Raw genomic sequence first — 17,282 nt, 5'->3', positions numbered from 1 at the left:
TGATCGGCCTCGTCTCGGGGCCGTCGGTCAAGGGTTGGGTCGATCAGCGGGGTGGGGTCGAACAGCGGGTTAGGCGGGTTGGCGGAGATACGCGACGACGTCGTCGCGGTAGTCGAGAAAGCCCTTGTACGCGGCGATGCGCTCGTCGAGGGTCTCGATGACGGTGGCCAGCTGGGCCGACCACGCGGGGATACGTCGCACCTCGTCGAGCGACGCCATGAACGTACGAATGTTGAACGTGACGGCTCCCGACATCGGGAGCCGAATGAAGTGCTCGAGCTCGATGCGCAAGCGCGCCGAGCCAAAGTTCTTGTCCCGTACCATAGCCGGGATGTCGCGGCCCCACTCGGGAAGCTCCTCGAGGCTGACGTCGAGCTTGTGCGAGTCCGACGCCGAGAGGGTCCAGTTCACGCGACGGTAGACCTGGTCGGCGGGCAGCCTCCGCAGGAACTGCTCGGCTCGGGCGACGATGCCGTCTCGGATCAAACCTGGTACGGGCGAATGTATTTCGTACATGTCCATGCCGACGTCGAACGACACCGACCAGGCCGCGGCGAAGGTCACGACACCGGCGTCGAAGTACAGGCGGCCATCGCGTTCGACCACGAGGAGCAGATCGTCGGGAACCTCACGGGCGAGGAAGTCCATCGGGCCGTTGGGCAGTGTTGATGTGTGGCCCAGGGTGAACTCGGCGTCGGTGCCGAGAAGGTCGTTGCGCCAATGGAATCGGCCGGACCCTAGTTCTGCGAGGTGCATGAATTGTGGGTAGGCGAGCGCGAGGTCGCGTAGGTAGTACAGAAGCAGATCCCAGCAGGCGATCTCCATGCCTGGTCGGATTCGCACGCGAGAAGGATCGGCGTCGAGTATTCGCCTGCGCTCGGCCATGATCGACGTGTACTCGGCGCCGCCGAGGTCGACGAGGTTGCGGCCCCACTCCCCTCCGCGGGTTCTGCGCGGAACACGGGCCGGCTCGACGTTGACGGAGTAGTTGAACTCCTCGAGCTCGTCGGGGAACGGCCATGGAATGTTCGACAGGTGGTCGACGGGTTGCGCGAGAAAGTCGGCCGCCGCGCCGGTCTGCGCGTGGGCTGGGGACTGGTCTGCGGTGAGTGTCATGTGGTCACCTCGAAATCGGTTGGGCGGGTTGGGCTGGGGTGATCTCGACAAGCTCGATCAGCGGTGGTCGGCTCGATCAGCGGTGGTCGGCTCGATCAGCGGGTGGGTGATCTCGACAAGCTCGATCAGCGGTGGTCGGCTCGATCAGCGGTGGTCGGCTCGATCAGCGGTGGTCGGCTCGATCAGCGGTGGTCGGCTCGATCAGCGGGTGTAGCTCGATCAGCTGGGCGGGGCGGGTCGGGCTACGTCGAGGATCAGGTCACCGGCGCCGCGCGAGACGCAGCAGAGCATCGCGTCGCCCGCCGCCTTCTCGTCGTCGGACAGCACGTAATCGCGGTGCGTGATCGCCCCGGCGCGCACGGGGATGCGGCACTCCCCGCAGACGCCCTGTCTGCACATGTTGCCGACGTCGACACCGTTGTCGAGGAGTCGTTCGAGCAGGGAGACGCCGGGCGGCACGTCGATCGCGGTGCCGTCGGCCAAGCTCACCGTGAAGGGATCGCCCGGATCCTGCTCGGGGGCGGTGAATCTCTCGAGATGTACACGCGCCGCCGGCCAGCCTGCGGCTGATGCCAGCCGCGTATATGAGTCCAGTAGCGGTGCGGGGCCGCAGGCGTAGGCATGAGTCCCCAGCGGTTGAGCCGCAAGTCGTTTGGTGAGGAGCTCGATTGTCTCGTCGACACTGGTCGCCTCGTAGACAGTCACGTCGGAGAGATCAGCGAGCGCTCGCAGGTCGTCGAGATGTGCGCCCTGCCCCGGTCGGTAGGAGTACACGACCTCCACCGGCAGACCTTCTCGCGCTGCGGCACGGGCGTGCGAGAGGATCGGCGTGATGCCGATGCCGCCAGCAACGAGCAGAGCACGATGTTGGTCGAGGACAGGCGCGAACATCGGTCGCGGACCTTCGATTTCGACCAGCTCACCCTCGACGAGGTTGGTGTGCAACCACTGCGAACCTCCCCCGGTGTCTTTGCGCAACACGGAGATTCCATACGAGTCGGGATACATTCCGTCGTCGACTAGCGAATACGCGTTACGCGTGGCACCGGCCTGCACAATCAAGTGGCTACCTGGTTGGTACGGGGTCAGTGTCCCGTCGATGGGCGCGAAGCGGAAGTGGGTGATGGCGTCGGTGAGAGGTCGGACCTCGACGACTCGCATCGTGCGCGCTCCGGTCTGATAGCCGTCGTGTAGGTGGGCGGGTGCCGCCGTGGTCGTCATGAGAGTGCCTCCAGGTCCCTGACGTCGACGGCCGAAGCAAGGAAGCTGCCACGGGACGCCGAGTGGTGTTCATGGATTTCCAGACGTCTTGTGCAGCCCGGACATTCGACGACGCCGCCCGGACTTCCTACCCCACGGAACGTGTCCCGGCAGTGTGCGCAGTACACCGGAAGATCGGTCGTGTCGGTGACGAACGCCGCGAGTTCGTCGGCGATCGCACCCGACTCGCGTGCTAGCGCCAGTGCGGTGAGTACGTCGTACTGGCCCCCGGTCACCAGAATCCTTCCGCCCGTGTGGGTTGCGGCCAGGGCGTCGATCAGCGAAGTTCGGTCGTCGTCGTGTGTCAGCGAGTCGAGCACGAGCAGGCGTGTCGGGCCGATGCTCTCGGCGGTGCGCACCCAGGCACGCGCGGTGTGCGCGGTCTCGTCGGTGGCTCCCGCTGCGACTATGAGGAACTCCGATCCCGTGGCGTCGACCTCCGGTGGTCGCGACGGCCAGTCGGGTAGTCCGTGAACGGGTTCGGTAGGAACGTTGTGCGCGCTGTCGAGTTCTGTTGTGCAAGTGAGACTATCGTCGGCTGAGGGCTGAGGATCGGCGTGCGTGCGGAGCCACTCCGACGCTCGTGTGCGGTACTTGATGATGCCCTTGTAGTCGGCCATGTCGTCGGGGAGCTCGGCGAAGACCTCTGCGGCTCGAGCGCGCCACGGTTCGACCGTTGCCAATGCCTCCAGTGGCAACAGATAGGTGCGGATCACGAACATGATCGCGCCTGAATCGGGGAGTCGAATGAGGTGTTGTACCTCGACGCGCAGGTGGACGAGACGTCCGAACTCGGCGTCGTCGACATGTTGGATCATCTCGCGATCCGGGCCCCACTCGGGGTAGCGCTCTGTGGAGACGTCGAGGCGACGTCCGATGGTCATCGTCCAATTGGTACGGCGATACGGTTCGTGTGGTTGCAGGCGCTTGAGGAACTCGTGTGCGCGCGTGATGACGCCCATCTTGCGCACCCGCGGGACCGGGCCGTGGATCTCCAGGAAGCTCATCCCGACGTCGAACCCGAAACTCCAGTCGGCGGCGAAGGTGATGACGCCCGCATCGACGAAGAGCTGGTCGTCGCGCTGGTCGAGAAGGGCGATGTCTTCTTGAACCTGAGTCGAGAGGTAGTGCAGCGGGTCGTCGCCCAGGCTCGCCTCCTCGCCGTAGCGGAAGGTGCGCTCGTCGTCGAGAAGGTCGTTGCGCCAATGCCATTCGTCGTGTCCGGCCGACGTCAGATGCATGGTGTCGGGGTAGGCGTGCGCTAGTTCGCGCAGCATGGTCATGAGCGCGTCCCAGGCGGCGGGTCGCATGTGCGGTAGGACCGCTCGTCGGGTCGGGTCGGCATCGAGGACCGCGGCGCGTTCGGCGAGTTCGTTGCGATACTCGGAGTCGATGACGGCGACCGAATCTCCCCACTGGCCGGCGGGTGTGATCACCTGTTGGTTGGCGGGTTCGACGTTGGTGCTGTACCGGTAGATGTCGTCGACAAAGGGAAATGGGAAGGCGGAGAGAAGATCTGGGGTCGTCGTCTCTCGTCGGACCGGGGCCGTGGTCACAGCGATACCTCCAGGGTGCATCCGGCACCTGCGCGTGAGACGCAGGGCATGATGGCGGTGCGCGACTTCTTCTCGTCATCGGTGAGGAACAGGTCGCGATGGATGGGTTCGTCTCCGCCACACAGGTCGATCCGGCATTCGCCGCACACGCCCTGACGGCAGAGGTTGGGGACAGCTATGTCGTTCGCCTCGAGTGCTTCGAGGAGGCTTATCCCGGACGGAACGTCGAGTGTGCGGTCGCTGCGAGTGAGTTTGACGCGGAACGGATCTCCCGCATCCAGCGCGTCGATGCCGAACCGCTCGGAGTGCAGACGCGACGACGGCCATCCCGCAGCGGTTGCGGCGTCGAGGACGTGATCGATGAAGCCGGCGGGACCGCAGACGTACAGATGCGTCCCGACCGGTTGCTCTTCGAGTGTCGCGGCGAGTCTCGTGGAGAACTCCGCCCGCGTCGTGAAGAGTTCGGCTTGGGATCCGGCCAGTTGGGACACATCGTCGACGTGTGCGGCGTAGCCGGGGCGGAATGCGTAGAGCACCTGCACGTTTCGCTGCCACCTCGCTGCCGCGCGGAGGTGCGACACGATGGGCGTCACCCCGATTCCGCCTGCGACGAGCAGGTGTTTCGCGGCGCGGGCAGCGGGGGCGAATGCGCTTCGGGGAGGCCGGACTTCGAGTTGATCGCCCTCGGCGAGTTCGTCGTGCAGCCACCGCGAACCGCCGTTGCCCTCTTCGACACGGAGCACCGAGATGATGTACTCGGTGGGATTCGCACCGTCGGACACGAGGCTGTAGGCGTTGGAATGTGTTCCCGCCGCGACGACGAGGTGACTCCCGGGAACGAATCCGGGCAGTGCTGAGCCATCCGGGTGTGCCAGCGTGATCGCTCGTATCCCGTTGGCGCTGTTGATGATCGACGTCACCGTCAACATCAGCGTGGTCGGCCGTGTCACTGTCTGTGGCGTCGCGGGCGCGGCGTCGGCATCCGCAAGTGCTGTCATCGCGGGACTCCTGGGGATTCGGCGGTCTCGGCGTCGACCATGAAGCCGAGGAAGGCGCCGGTGCGTCGTGAAACGTGGTAGTAGACGAGGAGGTCGCGGTCACAGCCGTCGCACGAGATCACGTCGTCGATGGCCGCGATGGTGCGAGTTGTGGTGCGACAGTGCGAGCAGAAGATGTCGACTGGGCCAGAACCGACGGGGACAACGCTGATCTCGTCGTCTTCGAGTCCAGCGTCGATCGCGGTGGCGCGCAACCGCAGGCACGTGCCTGTGGGTCCCGCTATCACGACGCGGACACCAACAGTGCTGTCGCGCAGAGTTTCTCGGAGCTGGCCCGCGAGGGTGTCAGCTTGATCACCGAGGAGCACGGAACGTCGGATTTCAGGAGACAGCACCTGTGCCCATGCGCGCACCAGGTCGATGGCCGACGGCGCGCCGGCCATGGGCTGCGCAGCAGGATCGCCCACACCGATGAGCACGTACTCCCGGCCGGTGGCGTCGGGAAGGTCGGTGCTCGGCGGCGCGGCCTCATCCTGCGTGCGCGCCCAGGCCGGAACGCTCGAATATGCGAGCTGCGACATCGGATCTACAGGAGCGTCGAATCGCGGTGGCCCGCGTAGAACGCGAGCGCGTAGTCGGGAGTGCTGAAGTAGATCTTGGAGCCTTTGGGGAAGAAGATGGCGTCCTTTGCCTTCGCAACAGTCTTCTGTCCGGTCTCTTTGTTCTCGAGGAGGAACTCGCCCTCGAGGACGACCTTCATCTCGTCGTACTCGTACTCGTAGTAGAGAGGCGAGTCGGTGTGGCGCAGTTCGAAGTAGCCGCTGCACATCTCGCTACCGTCCGGGTTTTCGTAGACGTCGCCGATGAAGCCCTCCGTGCCGGGGTACTCGGCGTCGGGCATCTTGGGGAGGTTCTCCCAGGCACCTGGGGTGACGCGGAATTCGAGTGCGCTCGTGCTGTCGATCGACATTGTTTCTCCTATCCTGGTGGGAAAGACCGGTTCGCTCCGTTTTGCCGGTTTAAATCGATTATTCGGAGTGATTCATGTGAGTGGACTTCGTTCCCTTATATGAGACAACCCGTGTGTTTCGGCCGAGTGACGGCGAAGTTGACTTGTGTGACACTTTGTCTACTGATATGAAACTGCGGTCGATCGCGATCGTTCCGTCATTCACAGGCACGAATTGATCAACACCCGCGACTCGCCATGCCCGCATCCCAGATTTCTCCCAGGTTCTGCCGATACGGTGACCCGGTGAGTTCTCTGTCCGCAGCGCACCAGACACGTGGCCGCCGGCCCATCGGGTATGTGGTCAGTGCTGTGTTGGCAGCGCTGCTGGCTTTCGCCGCAGCAGGTGGCATCTTTGTCTTCGCGGTGCGGACATCGGCGGGACAGGTCATCGATCAGCGGCTACTGGAATATGGACGTGAGCTGCCGGCAGCGACGCAGGTGCCCTACTGGCTGTCGATGAGCGTCGTCTCGAATCCGTTGACCTGGGTCATCGGTGCGGCGATCGTCGTTTCGCTCGTGGTTGTCGGCGCGGTGTTGCCGTCTGAACGCGGCCACCGCGGCGTCGGATCACGGATCGCGACGACCGCCACGCTTCTGCTGTTTCCGCCGGTCACCATTGTCCTCATCCGTGCCCTCCGTGACGGCACGTACCGCCCGCGTTTCCACGACTGGATCGAGGAGACCAACAACTCTGCGCCCAGTGGGCACGCTGCCGCGATCGCGGCGCTGGTCGTCGCGGTGACGCTGGCCGCTCCCCCGCTGCTGCGTCCGTGGGTTGCCGCGCTTGGCGGAACCTGGGCGGCGATCATCGACTTCGGTCTCGTTGCCGCGGGTTGGCACCGCCCGAGCGATGTCGCGATCTCGACCTTGCTCATTGTCGGCGCGGCCGTGCTGTTGCCCGACCCGCATCGCGGATCCACGACGGCCATCCCCCGGGTCGTCGGGTTTGCCGTCTGCCTACTGACTGTCGTGGCGGCGTCGATCACCGTCGCCGTGTACTACCCACGAATCGAGCAGGTCGTCATCGCCGCGCTCGTCGCGGGCGTCGTCGGCGTGTGTCTCGGCGTTCTGGTCGCGTTCAAGTCCGGCGACCGCGCCGGCATCGCGGGGCGCCGCGTCGACGATCCGTGGACGCAGCAGCGCCGCGACCACCACCTCGTCGGCTGACGCTCGACGCACAGTCGGCGCGACAGAGCGCCCAGTCGACGGGATCTTGCGCCCACTCGGCAGTCTGCAGCGCACAGTCGGCGAGATAAAGCGCCCAGTCGGCGGTATTTAGCGCCCGGTCGACGTCAGTCCTGGGCCAGCACCTCGGTGCCGAGGAACTCGCACACGGTCAGGGCCAGGGCGAGGTCGAGGCGGTCGGTGGTGCGGGTGTCGCGCATGGCTTTGTCGACGCGGTACTTGACGGTGTTGCGGTGGAGGTTGAGCTTCTCGGCGGTGTGTAGGTGGCTCTCGCCGGTGGCGAAGTAGACCGACAGCGTCTCGCGGAGTGCGGCGGCGTTCGGTGAGTCCTCGGACAGCGCGCCCAGGATCTCGTGAACCCACGCGCGGGTGAATTCGAGGTCGCGGGCCAGCCTCGACACCACAGCCACTCCGCGGTCGCCGAACCCGACGACGTCGGCGACCAGACTGCCGGGCATCGTCGCGAGACCCCACGCCGCGAGCGCCTGCTCGTGGGAGCGTCGAAAACCGGCGATGCCGGAGGCGTTGAGTCCCAACGCCACGCGCACGCCTGCCGGCAGGGTCACCCGCTGCGCGACGTCGGACGTCTCCACGATGCGGTTGCTACGCCCCAGCGGCAGCCAGACCCAGGCGGTGGTGCGATCAATCGCGGTGATCAGCGGTGGCCCCTCGGCAAACAGCTTGGTGGCCATCATCCGCGCGGCACGGTCGAGGACCGCGAGATCTCTCGAGCCCTCGTCATCCGACCACATGATCACCGCGACGTGATGTTGGTCGAGGGAATAGCCGGACTCGCGCTCGAAGGAGTCGGCGTCGACGTCGGGCGTCCGAAGGATCTCGTGGATGCGCGAAGACAAGACGTTGCCCTCGGCGCCGATCCAGCGTCGACGCTCGTCCTCGTAGGCCTGGAACACGTAGAGGGTGATCCACTCGATGTACTGCGAGACGACGTCGGAGATTCGACGCATCACCACGAGGCTCTCGTGCTTGGAGAGATCGAGCTCGTCGACGTAGCCGAAGATGATGCGCAGCATCTCGTTCTGCCCCATGTGGTACGCACGTACCAATGAGTTCGACGGTACGTCCCGCTGGGCGAGGCGCAGCGCGTACTCGACCGCGGCAGTCGTCGGTTGGAGGTGCTCGACGGGGATGTCGTTGCTCAGCACATGCAGGATCGTCGACACGTTGCCGTGCACACTGGCTTCGAGCATCTCCACAAGTGCGGGATCGACATCGAGCTGGTCGATATCGCGGGCCATCAACGCGGTGAGATAGCGAACGATCTCGGACTCGTTCTCCCGCAACCGCTTACCCACCTGCGCGACTGCCGCGCGCATCTCGGGCGTGATGGACGGCGGCAACTGCGAATCGTGCAGTGGCAGACCAGGTACCGAGGCACTCACCGCTTGCGCTCCAGCCTTTTCAGTGCCGCCGTCGCGGCATTGACACCGCACAGTCCGTGCACTCCGGCGCCGGGCGGCGTCGACTGTGAGCACAGGTACACGCCGTCGACGCCGAGCCAGTACGGGTCGAGTGCTGTGCGTGGTCGCATCAGCATCTGCAGCCCGTCGTTGGCACCGCCGATGATGTCGCCCGCGGCGAAATTGGCGTTGTAGTCGTGCAATTGGCGGGTTCCCGTGCTGCGCGTAGCGAGTATCCGGTCGCGGAAGCCCGGTGCGAAGCGCTCGATCTGCTGCGTGACGAGGTCGGTGGCGTCGCCTTCGTACCCCTTGGGAACGTGGGCGTAGGCGTACACGGGGTTGACGTTGCCGGCGCTCCGAGTGGGGTCGGCGACGTACTGCTGACCCAGCAGCACAAAGGGATTCGGCACCATGACACCGCCGGCGCGACTGGCTTCGGTGGAGGCCACCTCGTCGAAAGTGCCGCCGAGGTGCACGGTTCCGGCACGACCGCAGTCCGGGTTGGTCCACGGGATGTCGCCGTCGATCGCGTAGTCGACCTTGAACGCCGACGATCCGACGCGGTATCGCCGATACGAACGCGCGATCCTCGACGGCATCTCGTCGCCGTAGATGGCGAGAGCCTGCTCGGGTGAGAGGTCGAGGAGGACGAGATCGGCGTCGGGGATATCGGTGCGGGCGCTGACCCGCACACCGGTCTCGATCTTGACGCCGTACGAGCGCAGCGCCGACACCACGGCGTCGATGATCGCCCCCGAACCCCCTTCTGCCACAGGCCATCCGTAGCGATGACCGCTCGCGGCGATCATCATGCCGAGCGACGCGGTCATCGGACGGTCCAAGCGGTTGAACGCGTGCGCGGCGATACCTCCGAACAGCCCCCGCGCCCGCGGTGTGCGGAACACACGTGCGACGGCGGACGCCGGAAGCAGCGCCCGCGGCCCGAATGCGGCCAGCCGCAGGGGATGCCGAGGGATATTGATGATCGGGCGCAGCAGATCGGCGGACAGGTCGTCGAATCCGCTTGCCACATCACCGAAGAACAGGCGCCAGCGTCGACCATCCTCTCCGAGCGCCGCGGCGGTCTCGTCGATGGATTGGTAGAGCAGGCCTGCCTCGCCGGAGTCCAGCGGGTGGGCGCAATCGATCTCGGGCCACCGCCACACGAGTCCGTACTGCTCGAGTCCGACGTCTCGCCAGAACGGCGATCCGACGGCGAGCGGATGAAACGCCGAGCAGTGGTCGTGGATGACACCGGGGAGCGTGAGCTCCCCCGACCGCGCGCCACCGCCGACGGTGTCGGCGGCTTCGAGCACGGTGACCTCGACGTCGTTGCGGGCGAGGTGCAGGGCGGCGGCGAGCCCGTTGGGCCCGCCGCCGACTATGACCGCTGAGGTCACCGGCTACACCTGTTCCTGCGCGCCTGCACCGCGCATCTTGGGTTCGGTCATCACCTCAGGATCAGTCAACGCGCGGGCCGCGTCAACGTCGAGCGTCCATTCGACGTTGATGGGGATCGGCCCGTTGGGCAGCCATGGCTGCTCGGCGATGGCATCGCTGACCCGGTACGTACCCCGCTCGATGACACCGAGCGCAGCGTCGATCACCTGGTACTCCTGGATGCTCTTGTGGATGGGCTGCGACTCGATCCACACGACGAGGAACTCGCCCGGGGCGAAGTTGCAGCGTCGCTGCAGGGCGGCGATCATCTTCGCGTCGTGCAGGTGTCCGTCGCCGAAGTTGAACGCCACCAACGAGTTACAGGCGAACTCGGCTTCGCGCAGGGTGTAGGTGTTGATGTCCTCACCGAGGTGGCGGCTCATCAGCGAGTACAGCGCGCGACCCTGGCTGTGCATCGACCGCCATGCGAGCATCTGATGCATCACGACGTCGGCGACCTCGGGCGGGTACGTGGCCATCAGCTGCGTACGGGTGTTGGGCGACGACCGGACGATGTGCTGTTCCAGCTTCTCCTCGGCGCCGGGTGCGAATGCCCAGGTGGCCGACGCCCAGTTGCCTGCGTACTGCCGCATCGACGGGAGGAACGACACCAGATCCGGGCGCAGGTTGCCGAGCACCGGGAAGAAGCACAGCGCGATGGCGATGAGGACCATTGCCCACGGCATCGTCGTATCTGTGAGTGCGTAGCCGTCCCATGCCGGGTGGCCCCAGAAGAGGAAGATCGCTGCGTAGGCGAACAGGAGGTTCCATTCGAGCGGCACCGCGAGGGGGAACGTCGAGAAGATGAACAGGTGGAAGCCCACCATCAACACCACCGCGGCGAGTGTGAGCCACTTGTTGGTCGAGAACAGCAGGACCAACGGCGTCGCGATTTCGACGATGGTGCCGAGCACGTGACCGATACCGCCTGCGACCTTCGACGGTCGAAGGTCGTTGGGGAAGTTGCGGTAGTTCGCGCGCTTGAGGGCCTTGATCGTCAGCCACGGCGTATTCGACATCATCGGCGGGATGACCATCGAGAAGTGGTGTCCCAGTTTGGAAACGCCTGCGCCGACCCACACCGTGACGATCAGCAGCTTCAGCGCGAGGATCATGTCGACGAAGGGCAGGATGCCGAAGAAGATCAGAGCCGGCAGGTACTGCTCACCACGCGCTGCGATGAAGATGACCTTGTCGCGCAGACCGATGATGACCAGCAGTGCGATCACGGGGTAGATCAGAACCGGGTTGACCAGGCCGTGCGAGGTGGGTGCCTCAGCGTTGAGCCAGCTCGACTGCACACCCGGAAGCACCAGTGCGACAACGGTTGTGATCAGAAGTAGTGCGTAGATCGCGACGTCGAACACGGTGCGCGAATCGCCCTTGGTCAACGGCACCTTGCCGGGCCACGGTGGGAGCCGGATCGTCTGCGGGCGCAGCCAGAACAGCAACCCGCCGGTCATCGGCTTGAAGTGGCCTGCGAGCGGGCCCCAGGAGCCGCCGAGGCCGAGCACCTCGACCAGCAGCGTCCAGAGGATGGCCTTCTGGTAGATGATCGGCTCGTTCCACCACTGCGACACGTGCAGCACGTTGAGACCGGAGGTGAAGGTCGCGATGCTCAGACCGATACCCAGGTAGAGCACCAGGATCTTCGCCAGGTAGATGACCTGGAGCATCTTGGGTGTACCGAATCCGTACTCGGCCCAGTGCGTGCTGAGCACGCGCATTCGGTCGAAGAATGGCTTGTCGAGGAAGGTTTCCGGGTCGACCGGTGGGAAGTCGGGTTGTACGAGACCCATGGTGTTCTCCTTATCTGAAGGTTCTCGGGCAGGCGCCATCGACCGACGACGTGGTCGGGCGCTCGGACTGTGTTGTGCGGGTTGGGTTTACGTTGGCTGGGGTTCTACGTTGGCTGGGTTTACGTTGGTTGGGGTTCGCGGACTTGGCGTCGTAGTCCTGGTTTGTCGATCTTGCCGACCGGGTTGCGGGGCAGCTGCTCGACGACGTTGATCTCGTTGGGCCGCTTGGCCTTTGTGAGGATCGAGGCGACATGGTCGGTCAGTTCGGCCTCGCGGACCGGCTGGTCCGGGTAGGCGACCACGAACGCGACCGGTACCTCGCCGTAGATGGGGTCGGGGGCTCCGACCACCGCGCACTCGAGCACCGACGGATGGGTGGCGAGTGCGTTCTCGATCTCCTTGGGGTAGAGGTTCTCTCCACCGCGGATGATCATGTCCTTGATGCGATCGACCAGGGTGAGATACCCGTCGGCGTCGAGGGTTCCGACGTCGCCGGTGTGTAGCCAGCCGTCGACGACGGTGCTGGCGGTGGCGTCGGGACGGTTGAGGTAGCCGCGCATGACGTTGGGCCCGGAGATGAGTACCTCGCCGGGTTCGCCGGTCGGTGCGTCGGCGCCGTCGGGGGTGACGATACGGATGGTCTGGCCGGGCAGGGCAGGTCCGACAGTTCCGGACTTCCGTTGTCCGTCAAGGGGATTGCACGCCGACGCGCAGGTGCCCTCGGTGAGTCCGTAGCCCTGCAGGATCGGAACGCCGAACGTCGACTCGACGTGATCGAGCAGTTCCTTCGAGATCGGGGCGGCGCCGCAGATCGCAAAGCGCAACGATTCGAAGGCTTCTGCGCTGACGTCGGGATGGGAGACGAGCAGCGCGTAGATGGTCGGGACGGCCGAGAAGTACGTCGGCGACAGGGTGTGCAGGTCGGTGAAGAAGCGCGACGGCGAGAACTTCCCGGTGATGGTGAGTTGGCCGCCGGCGAGGACCGGCGCGAGGAAGCTGACGCAGATGGCGTTGACGTGAAACAGAGGCAGCACCAGTAGCGCGTGGTCGGCGGGCGTCAGCGACATCAGCTCTTTCATCGCCGACGCCATGTAATGCAGATTGTCGTGGGCCAGACGCACACCCTTGGGGCGGCCGGTCGATCCCGACGTGTAGATGAGCAGCGCGTCGTCGGACATCTGCGGAGGCTCCGGGGGTGTCCACGACGAGGCGGCGGTGGCGAGGTCGTCGACGTGGAGGATGCTGCGGTCCGACGTGGCGGGCAGCGCGTCGTCGTCTACGAGGACGAGGCGGGCACCCGAATCGTCGAGCTGATACTCCGCCTCACTCGCGGTGAAGGCCGGATTGACCGGTGTTGCGATGGCACCGAGGCGCCAGGCGGCTGCGATCGCGATGAGAAGTTCGACGCGATTGGGCAGGAACGTCGCGACGACGTCGCCGCGTCGGACTCCGAGGGCGTCGAACTGCTCGGCTGCGGCGTCGACTCTGGCGGCAAAGCTCGCGTAGTCGAGTTCGGTGTGGTCGTCGCGGACGCATGGTGCGGCTGCACGATGGGCCAGCTCCCAGGGAAAATACGACGGTGCGCTCACGTTGAATTGGTCCTCTACTAGGTGGATGTGAGCCAGAACACTAATAGCTGTCCGTGTGACCGAGAACGGCCCCGCGCACCAGACTTTCGTCGGACTGTTGTGCTCTGAGCACAGAACCGCCCTTGGCTTGCAGGTTTGTCGCAAGCGCTGCCGTCGAGCGACGCCGCGCTTAGCATCAGATGATGGTCGCACCCAGATTTGCGCTGGTCAGAATGATCGTCGCGCTGGCGGTGGCCGGTGGCGTGGTTTCCGGTGCGAGTGTGGTGACCGGAGCGGGTGTGGCGGCCGCAGCGCCGACGATCACTGATGTTTCGGCGGCGTGCGGCAGCCCGCTGTCGGCGAGCGAGGTGCGGCGGATCGTCGAACTGTCGGACACGTCGAATGCGTCACCGGGTACGACGGCGCTTCCGGTCCTGGAACGTCAGGTGGGTCGGCTGTGGCAGATCACCGACATTCTGACCGCGCACCGTGACCGGAGGGGGTTGTTCGCCCTCGGATTGGCGGCGGTCGAGCGCGACGCGGTGATGCCGCTCCAGCGGCAGCCGTCGACGTTCCATAACCCGCGTTGGGCACCCGTGATCAGTCTGCGATTGCTCAACCGCTTTCTCGACGCGGCGCACGCCGAGTTCTCCGGAGGCTCGGTGCCCACGCACTGGCAGCGGTACTTCGAGTTGGCGCGCACCTGCAGCGTCTCCGGCGAACGTGTCGCGCTCAGCGGATACAACGCGCACATCACCGTCGACCTCGCGTATGCCACCGCGGATGCGCGCACGACGGCCGACGATGCGTCGGACTACTTCAAGCTGGTCGATGCCATTGCCGCACATGGTGATTCGATCGTCCGCGAGACCAACCGCGCCTATCATGTCGACCTCGGACCTACGTTCCGCTTCTACTTTTTCGGGGAGGGACTCGACCGGCTCGTCGGCGCCGGGAAGGCGACGGGCCCGATGCTGCGCGCGGCCGACGTCGGGTACAACGTGCTGACGTTCGGTAACGGGTTGGCGCTGCAGGATCGTCGGACTCACGACGCCGCCGTCGGCGATATCAACGCGCTCTGGAACACCGGCGACGCTGCTCTCGCTGCGTTCGAAACATGGGGTGTACTGCGATGATTCGGACATTCGCGACGTTGCTGCATTTAACTGTGGAGTCGCGGGGCCTTCCGTAGGGTTAAGCGTCGGTAACTGACATGCCCGCACACATCGGGCCTTACCGCTACAAGCAGCACCCGCACCACATCGGGTCAATACCGTTTTCGAAGGGACGTCATATAGCGATGGCAACCACCGAGTCACACAGCTCCACCGAGGAAGCGCCCACCTCGCTGGGGTCGAATCTGAAGCCGCGGCACATCACCATGATCTCGATCGCCGGCGTCATCGGCGCGGGCCTGTTCGTCGGTTCGGCGAACGCGATCGAGAAGGCAGGTCCTGCCGTCCTGATCTCCTATGCGTTGGCCGGCACGCTGGTGGTGCTGGTGATGCGGATGCTCGGTGAAATGGCCACGGCAAACCCCGACACCGGATCGTTCTCGGTATACGCCGACCGCGCGCTCGGCCGCTGGGCAGGCTTCTCCGTCGGCTGGCTCTACTGGTGGTTCTGGGTGCTCGTCATCCCCGTCGAAGCGACGGCCGCAGCCGCGATCCTCACCGACCTGGTCGGTGGTCAACAGTGGATCTGGGCGCTGGCCGTGACACTGCTGCTGACCATCACCAACCTTGCGAGCGTCGGCAATTACGGCGAGTTCGAATTCTGGTTCGCGTTGATCAAGGTCGTCGCGATCGTGGCGTTCATTCTCGTCGGCGTCGCGGCCATCTTCGGATGGATTCCGAGCTCGGAAGTCAGCGGTGTCAGTCACCTGTGGAAGCCAGATGGGTTCATGCCCAACGGATTCGGCGCGGTGATCGCGGGCATGCTCATCACGATGTTCTCGTTCATGGGCACCGAGATCGTGACCATTGCCGCCGCCGAATCTCCGAATCCCGAGCGCGGCATCACCAAGGCGGTCAACTCGGTGATCTGGCGGATCTCGCTGTTCTACATCGGGTCGATCTTCGTCGTCGTCGCGCTGATGCCCTACAACAAACTCGAGAACGGTTCGTATCAGTCGGTGTTGCAGGCCATCGGGATTCCGGGGTCGAAGATCATCATGGACATCGTCATCCTGACGGCCGTGGCGTCGTGTTTGAACTCGGCGCTGTACACGGCGTCGCGCATGATGTTCTCGCTGGGAACCAGGCACGACGCCCCGCAGGTGGTGCGCAGCCTGACGCCGAAGGGAGTGCCGTGGGTAGCGGTGTTGATGTCGATGGTCGTCGGATTCTTGGCGGTGGTCGGCAATTATGTGTTGCCGGACAAGATCTTTGCGTGGTTGCTCGCTACGAGCGGTGCGATCGCCCTGTTCGTTTACCTGACGATCGCGGCGAGCCAGTGGCGGCTGGGACGCGTGCTGCGCGCCGAGGGTCACCGGCCGCCGGTGCGGATGTGGCTGTTCCCGTACCTGACCGGTGTGGTGATGCTGTTCATTCTGGCCGTGCTGATCCTGATGGTCTTCGACAACGATCAGCGGCAGGCGATCATCTTCTCCGCGATCTCGGCCGTGATCATCGTCGCGGCCGGATTCATCGTGCAGCGGCGCAGCGGCTATCACTCCGACGACGAGGGTGCCCAGACGCGGTATCGAGAAGAGGTCTCGTGACGTCGACGTGCCCGTTGGGTAGCTCGTCGACGCCCCCGACGTACTCGAGTGAATCTCCACTTCTCGATACCGCTGGTACTGGTAGCCGTGATTGATAATGTCCCGATGACTGCGGAATCGTCAAGCTCCACGTCCACAACCGCCGGAGCCGACGCCGAGCACCAACCCAAACGGCGGCCCAGCCGCGCGAACGTCCAGGCCGACATCAGGGCCGCTGCGCGCGAGGTCTTCCTCGAGCGGGGGTACGCCAACGCGTCGTTGGAGGGAATCGCGGGGCGTGCGGGCTACTCCAAGGGCGCGGTGTACTCGAACTTCGCCAGCAAGGGCGCGTTGTTCATGGACCTGACGTCGTCTGTGTTCACCGAGCGGGCCACGGGCTTCACGGCACCCGCGCTGGTGCCGACGTCGGAGAGCGCCGACCCCGAGACGGACATGCGCTTCCTGGCGCTGATGATCCTCAAACAGATCCGGGACACGTACCGGACCAATGTGGTGTTCGCGGAGTTCCGGTCGGAGGTCGATCGCGACCCGCAGTTGCTCGAGGACTACACCGCCGCGCGGGCACAGCTCGCCGAGTCGCTCGCGGCGAACATCGAAGAGGTCGTGGCTGCTCGACACCTGCGACTGCGGGTGCCTGCGCTCGACGCCGCCGTGCTCGTTCTCGCGCTGATCAACGGACTCTCGCTCGAGTACGTCGGGCGCGAGGGCGAACACGTGCTGTCCGTCGACACCATGACCGGCGTCCTGCTGTCGTTGGTGACGAGGGCTGAGTAGGTCGGCTGGACTGGGTGGCGATTCGACGCTTTGGTGTTCTCTGGGTTCCGCTCCTGGCTGTCGGTGCGGGAGTTGCCGTGTTTTGGTTGCTTCCTGCCGTGTGGGCAACCTGCAGCGGTACCGACTGGGACCCGAACCGCGCCGCTGGAGTTGTTGTCTACGCCCCACTGGCGGGCCTGGCGGCCTTGGTTCTCTGCTGGTCGAGCTACGCGCTACTGGCTACGCGAGCCAGTTTCTGGGTGGCGGCGCTAGCACCTATCGTTTCGGCAGCCCTTGCGCTGCTTGTGGTTTGGGCGGTGGTTGCTTGGCAGCACGACAAGGCGGGGGTGCTGTACGACCTGTGCCCGCACGGCGGGGGCTGGTGCACGAGTAGGTGACATCTGATCTGGCTTGCCCTGCCGGGCGGCCTGGAAGGATGCCAGCTGTGCCCA

At 65.1% G+C, this 17,282-nt stretch carries 15 protein-coding genes; 5 read left to right on the top strand and 10 right to left on the bottom strand.

Annotated features, from left to right (window positions below):
• Positions 1 to 69: 69 nt before the first annotated feature.
• Positions 70 to 1,116, bottom strand: coding sequence for a heme-dependent oxidative N-demethylase family protein (locus tag A5785_RS17255; RefSeq protein ID WP_064867942.1), 1,047 nt, complete (start codon positions 1,114 to 1,116; stop codon positions 70 to 72).
• Here A5785_RS17255 and A5785_RS17250 point away from each other — a divergent pair.
• Positions 1,115 to 1,330 (top strand): hypothetical protein, encoded by a 216-nt coding sequence (locus A5785_RS17250; protein ID WP_156525436.1) that lies wholly within the window; start codon positions 1,115 to 1,117, stop codon positions 1,328 to 1,330. The two genes, A5785_RS17255 and A5785_RS17250, sit on opposite strands and share 2 nt — an antisense overlap.
• A gap of 5 nt (positions 1,331 to 1,335) precedes the next feature.
• On the opposite strand, the gene A5785_RS17245 is transcribed toward A5785_RS17250, so the two are convergent.
• The 5 genes from A5785_RS17245 to A5785_RS17225 are packed head-to-tail and all read right to left on the bottom strand — an operon-like array spanning position 1,336 to position 5,900.
• Positions 1,336 to 2,337: a PDR/VanB family oxidoreductase gene (locus A5785_RS17245; RefSeq protein WP_064867936.1), complete on the bottom strand. Its 1,002-nt coding sequence runs from the start codon at positions 2,335 to 2,337 to the stop codon at positions 1,336 to 1,338.
• Entirely contained in the window at positions 2,334 to 3,953 is a 1,620-nt protein-coding gene (locus A5785_RS17240) for a heme-dependent oxidative N-demethylase family protein (RefSeq protein ID WP_064867933.1), read from the bottom strand. The genes A5785_RS17245 and A5785_RS17240 overlap by 4 nt, the downstream gene beginning before the upstream one ends.
• Positions 3,929 to 4,930 carry a PDR/VanB family oxidoreductase gene (locus A5785_RS17235; RefSeq protein WP_064867930.1) on the bottom strand — a complete coding sequence of 334 codons (1,002 nt, stop codon included), beginning with the start codon at positions 4,928 to 4,930 and terminating at the stop codon, positions 3,929 to 3,931. The genes A5785_RS17240 and A5785_RS17235 overlap by 25 nt, the downstream gene beginning before the upstream one ends.
• On the bottom strand, positions 4,927 to 5,511 hold the full coding sequence (locus A5785_RS17230) for a dimethylamine monooxygenase subunit DmmA family protein (RefSeq protein WP_064867928.1): 585 nt from the start codon (positions 5,509 to 5,511) through the stop codon (positions 4,927 to 4,929). The genes A5785_RS17235 and A5785_RS17230 overlap by 4 nt, the downstream gene beginning before the upstream one ends.
• A gap of 5 nt (positions 5,512 to 5,516) precedes the next feature.
• Positions 5,517 to 5,900, bottom strand: coding sequence for a cupin domain-containing protein (locus A5785_RS17225; RefSeq protein ID WP_049699153.1), 384 nt, complete (start codon positions 5,898 to 5,900; stop codon positions 5,517 to 5,519).
• A gap of 285 nt (positions 5,901 to 6,185) precedes the next feature.
• On the opposite strand from A5785_RS17225, the gene A5785_RS17220 reads away from it, so the two are divergent.
• Positions 6,186 to 7,109: a phosphatase PAP2 family protein gene (locus A5785_RS17220; protein ID WP_231894299.1), complete on the top strand. Its 924-nt coding sequence runs from the start codon at positions 6,186 to 6,188 to the stop codon at positions 7,107 to 7,109.
• A gap of 125 nt (positions 7,110 to 7,234) precedes the next feature.
• Here A5785_RS17220 and A5785_RS17215 read toward each other — a convergent pair whose 3' ends face one another.
• The 4 genes from A5785_RS17215 to A5785_RS17200 all read right to left on the bottom strand — a co-directional run bounded on the left by A5785_RS17215 (position 7,235) and on the right by A5785_RS17200 (position 13,376).
• Positions 7,235 to 8,530 (bottom strand): PucR family transcriptional regulator, encoded by a 1,296-nt coding sequence (locus tag A5785_RS17215; protein ID WP_064867925.1) that lies wholly within the window; start codon positions 8,528 to 8,530, stop codon positions 7,235 to 7,237.
• Positions 8,527 to 9,948: a phytoene desaturase family protein gene (locus tag A5785_RS17210; protein WP_064867922.1), complete on the bottom strand. Its 1,422-nt coding sequence runs from the start codon at positions 9,946 to 9,948 to the stop codon at positions 8,527 to 8,529. The genes A5785_RS17215 and A5785_RS17210 overlap by 4 nt, the downstream gene beginning before the upstream one ends.
• A 3-nt stretch (positions 9,949 to 9,951) precedes the next feature.
• A complete protein-coding gene (locus A5785_RS17205) occupies positions 9,952 to 11,787 on the bottom strand; it encodes a DUF3556 domain-containing protein (protein ID WP_005205363.1) in 1,836 nt (611 codons plus the stop codon).
• Positions 11,788 to 11,906: 119 nt separating this feature from the next.
• On the bottom strand, positions 11,907 to 13,376 hold the full coding sequence (locus A5785_RS17200) for a class I adenylate-forming enzyme family protein (protein WP_064867919.1): 1,470 nt from the start codon (positions 13,374 to 13,376) through the stop codon (positions 11,907 to 11,909).
• A 182-nt stretch (positions 13,377 to 13,558) separates the two neighbouring features.
• Here A5785_RS17200 and A5785_RS17195 point away from each other — a divergent pair, with 182 nt between their 5' ends.
• The 3 genes from A5785_RS17195 to A5785_RS17185 all read left to right on the top strand — a co-directional run bounded on the left by A5785_RS17195 (position 13,559) and on the right by A5785_RS17185 (position 16,851).
• The gene (locus A5785_RS17195; protein ID WP_231894298.1) at positions 13,559 to 14,491 is read left to right on the top strand and encodes a DUF5995 family protein; all 933 of its coding nucleotides are present in this window, start codon (positions 13,559 to 13,561) and stop codon (positions 14,489 to 14,491) included.
• A 164-nt stretch (positions 14,492 to 14,655) separates the two neighbouring features.
• A complete protein-coding gene (locus A5785_RS17190; protein ID WP_064867916.1) occupies positions 14,656 to 16,077 on the top strand; it encodes an amino acid permease in 1,422 nt (473 codons plus the stop codon).
• Between the two features lie 105 nt (positions 16,078 to 16,182).
• The gene (locus A5785_RS17185; RefSeq protein ID WP_064867945.1) at positions 16,183 to 16,851 is read left to right on the top strand and encodes a TetR/AcrR family transcriptional regulator; all 669 of its coding nucleotides are present in this window, start codon (positions 16,183 to 16,185) and stop codon (positions 16,849 to 16,851) included.
• Positions 16,852 to 17,282 lie beyond the last annotated feature (431 nt).

The organism is Gordonia sp. 852002-50395_SCH5434458 (genome assembly GCF_001665905.1).
Taxonomy (GTDB): Bacteria; Actinomycetota; Actinomycetes; order Mycobacteriales; family Mycobacteriaceae; genus Gordonia; species Gordonia jacobaea.
The sequence above is the reverse complement of the archived record's forward strand: the minus strand, read 5'-3'. Positions and strand labels throughout refer to the sequence as shown.

What these genes read in the sequence shown, in the direction of transcription:
- A5785_RS17250 (WP_156525436.1), top strand. Translation starts at nt 1,115, where the DNA reads ATGTGGTCACCTCGAAATCGGTTGGGCGGGTTGGGCTGGGGTGATCTC.
- A5785_RS17255 (WP_064867942.1), bottom strand. Translation starts at nt 1,116, where the DNA reads ATGACACTCACCGCAGACCAGTCCCCAGCCCACGCGCAGACCGGCGCG.
- A5785_RS17245 (WP_064867936.1), bottom strand. Translation starts at nt 2,337, where the DNA reads ATGACGACCACGGCGGCACCCGCCCACCTACACGACGGCTATCAGACC.
- A5785_RS17240 (WP_064867933.1), bottom strand. Translation starts at nt 3,953, where the DNA reads ATGCACCCTGGAGGTATCGCTGTGACCACGGCCCCGGTCCGACGAGAG.
- A5785_RS17235 (WP_064867930.1), bottom strand. Translation starts at nt 4,930, where the DNA reads ATGACAGCACTTGCGGATGCCGACGCCGCGCCCGCGACGCCACAGACA.
- A5785_RS17230 (WP_064867928.1), bottom strand. Translation starts at nt 5,511, where the DNA reads ATGTCGCAGCTCGCATATTCGAGCGTTCCGGCCTGGGCGCGCACGCAG.
- A5785_RS17225 (WP_049699153.1), bottom strand. Translation starts at nt 5,900, where the DNA reads ATGTCGATCGACAGCACGAGCGCACTCGAATTCCGCGTCACCCCAGGT.
- A5785_RS17205 (WP_005205363.1), bottom strand. Translation starts at nt 11,787, where the DNA reads ATGGGTCTCGTACAACCCGACTTCCCACCGGTCGACCCGGAAACCTTC.
- A5785_RS17195 (WP_231894298.1), top strand. Translation starts at nt 13,559, where the DNA reads ATGGTCGCACCCAGATTTGCGCTGGTCAGAATGATCGTCGCGCTGGCG.
- A5785_RS17190 (WP_064867916.1), top strand. Translation starts at nt 14,656, where the DNA reads ATGGCAACCACCGAGTCACACAGCTCCACCGAGGAAGCGCCCACCTCG.
- A5785_RS17185 (WP_064867945.1), top strand. Translation starts at nt 16,183, where the DNA reads ATGACTGCGGAATCGTCAAGCTCCACGTCCACAACCGCCGGAGCCGAC.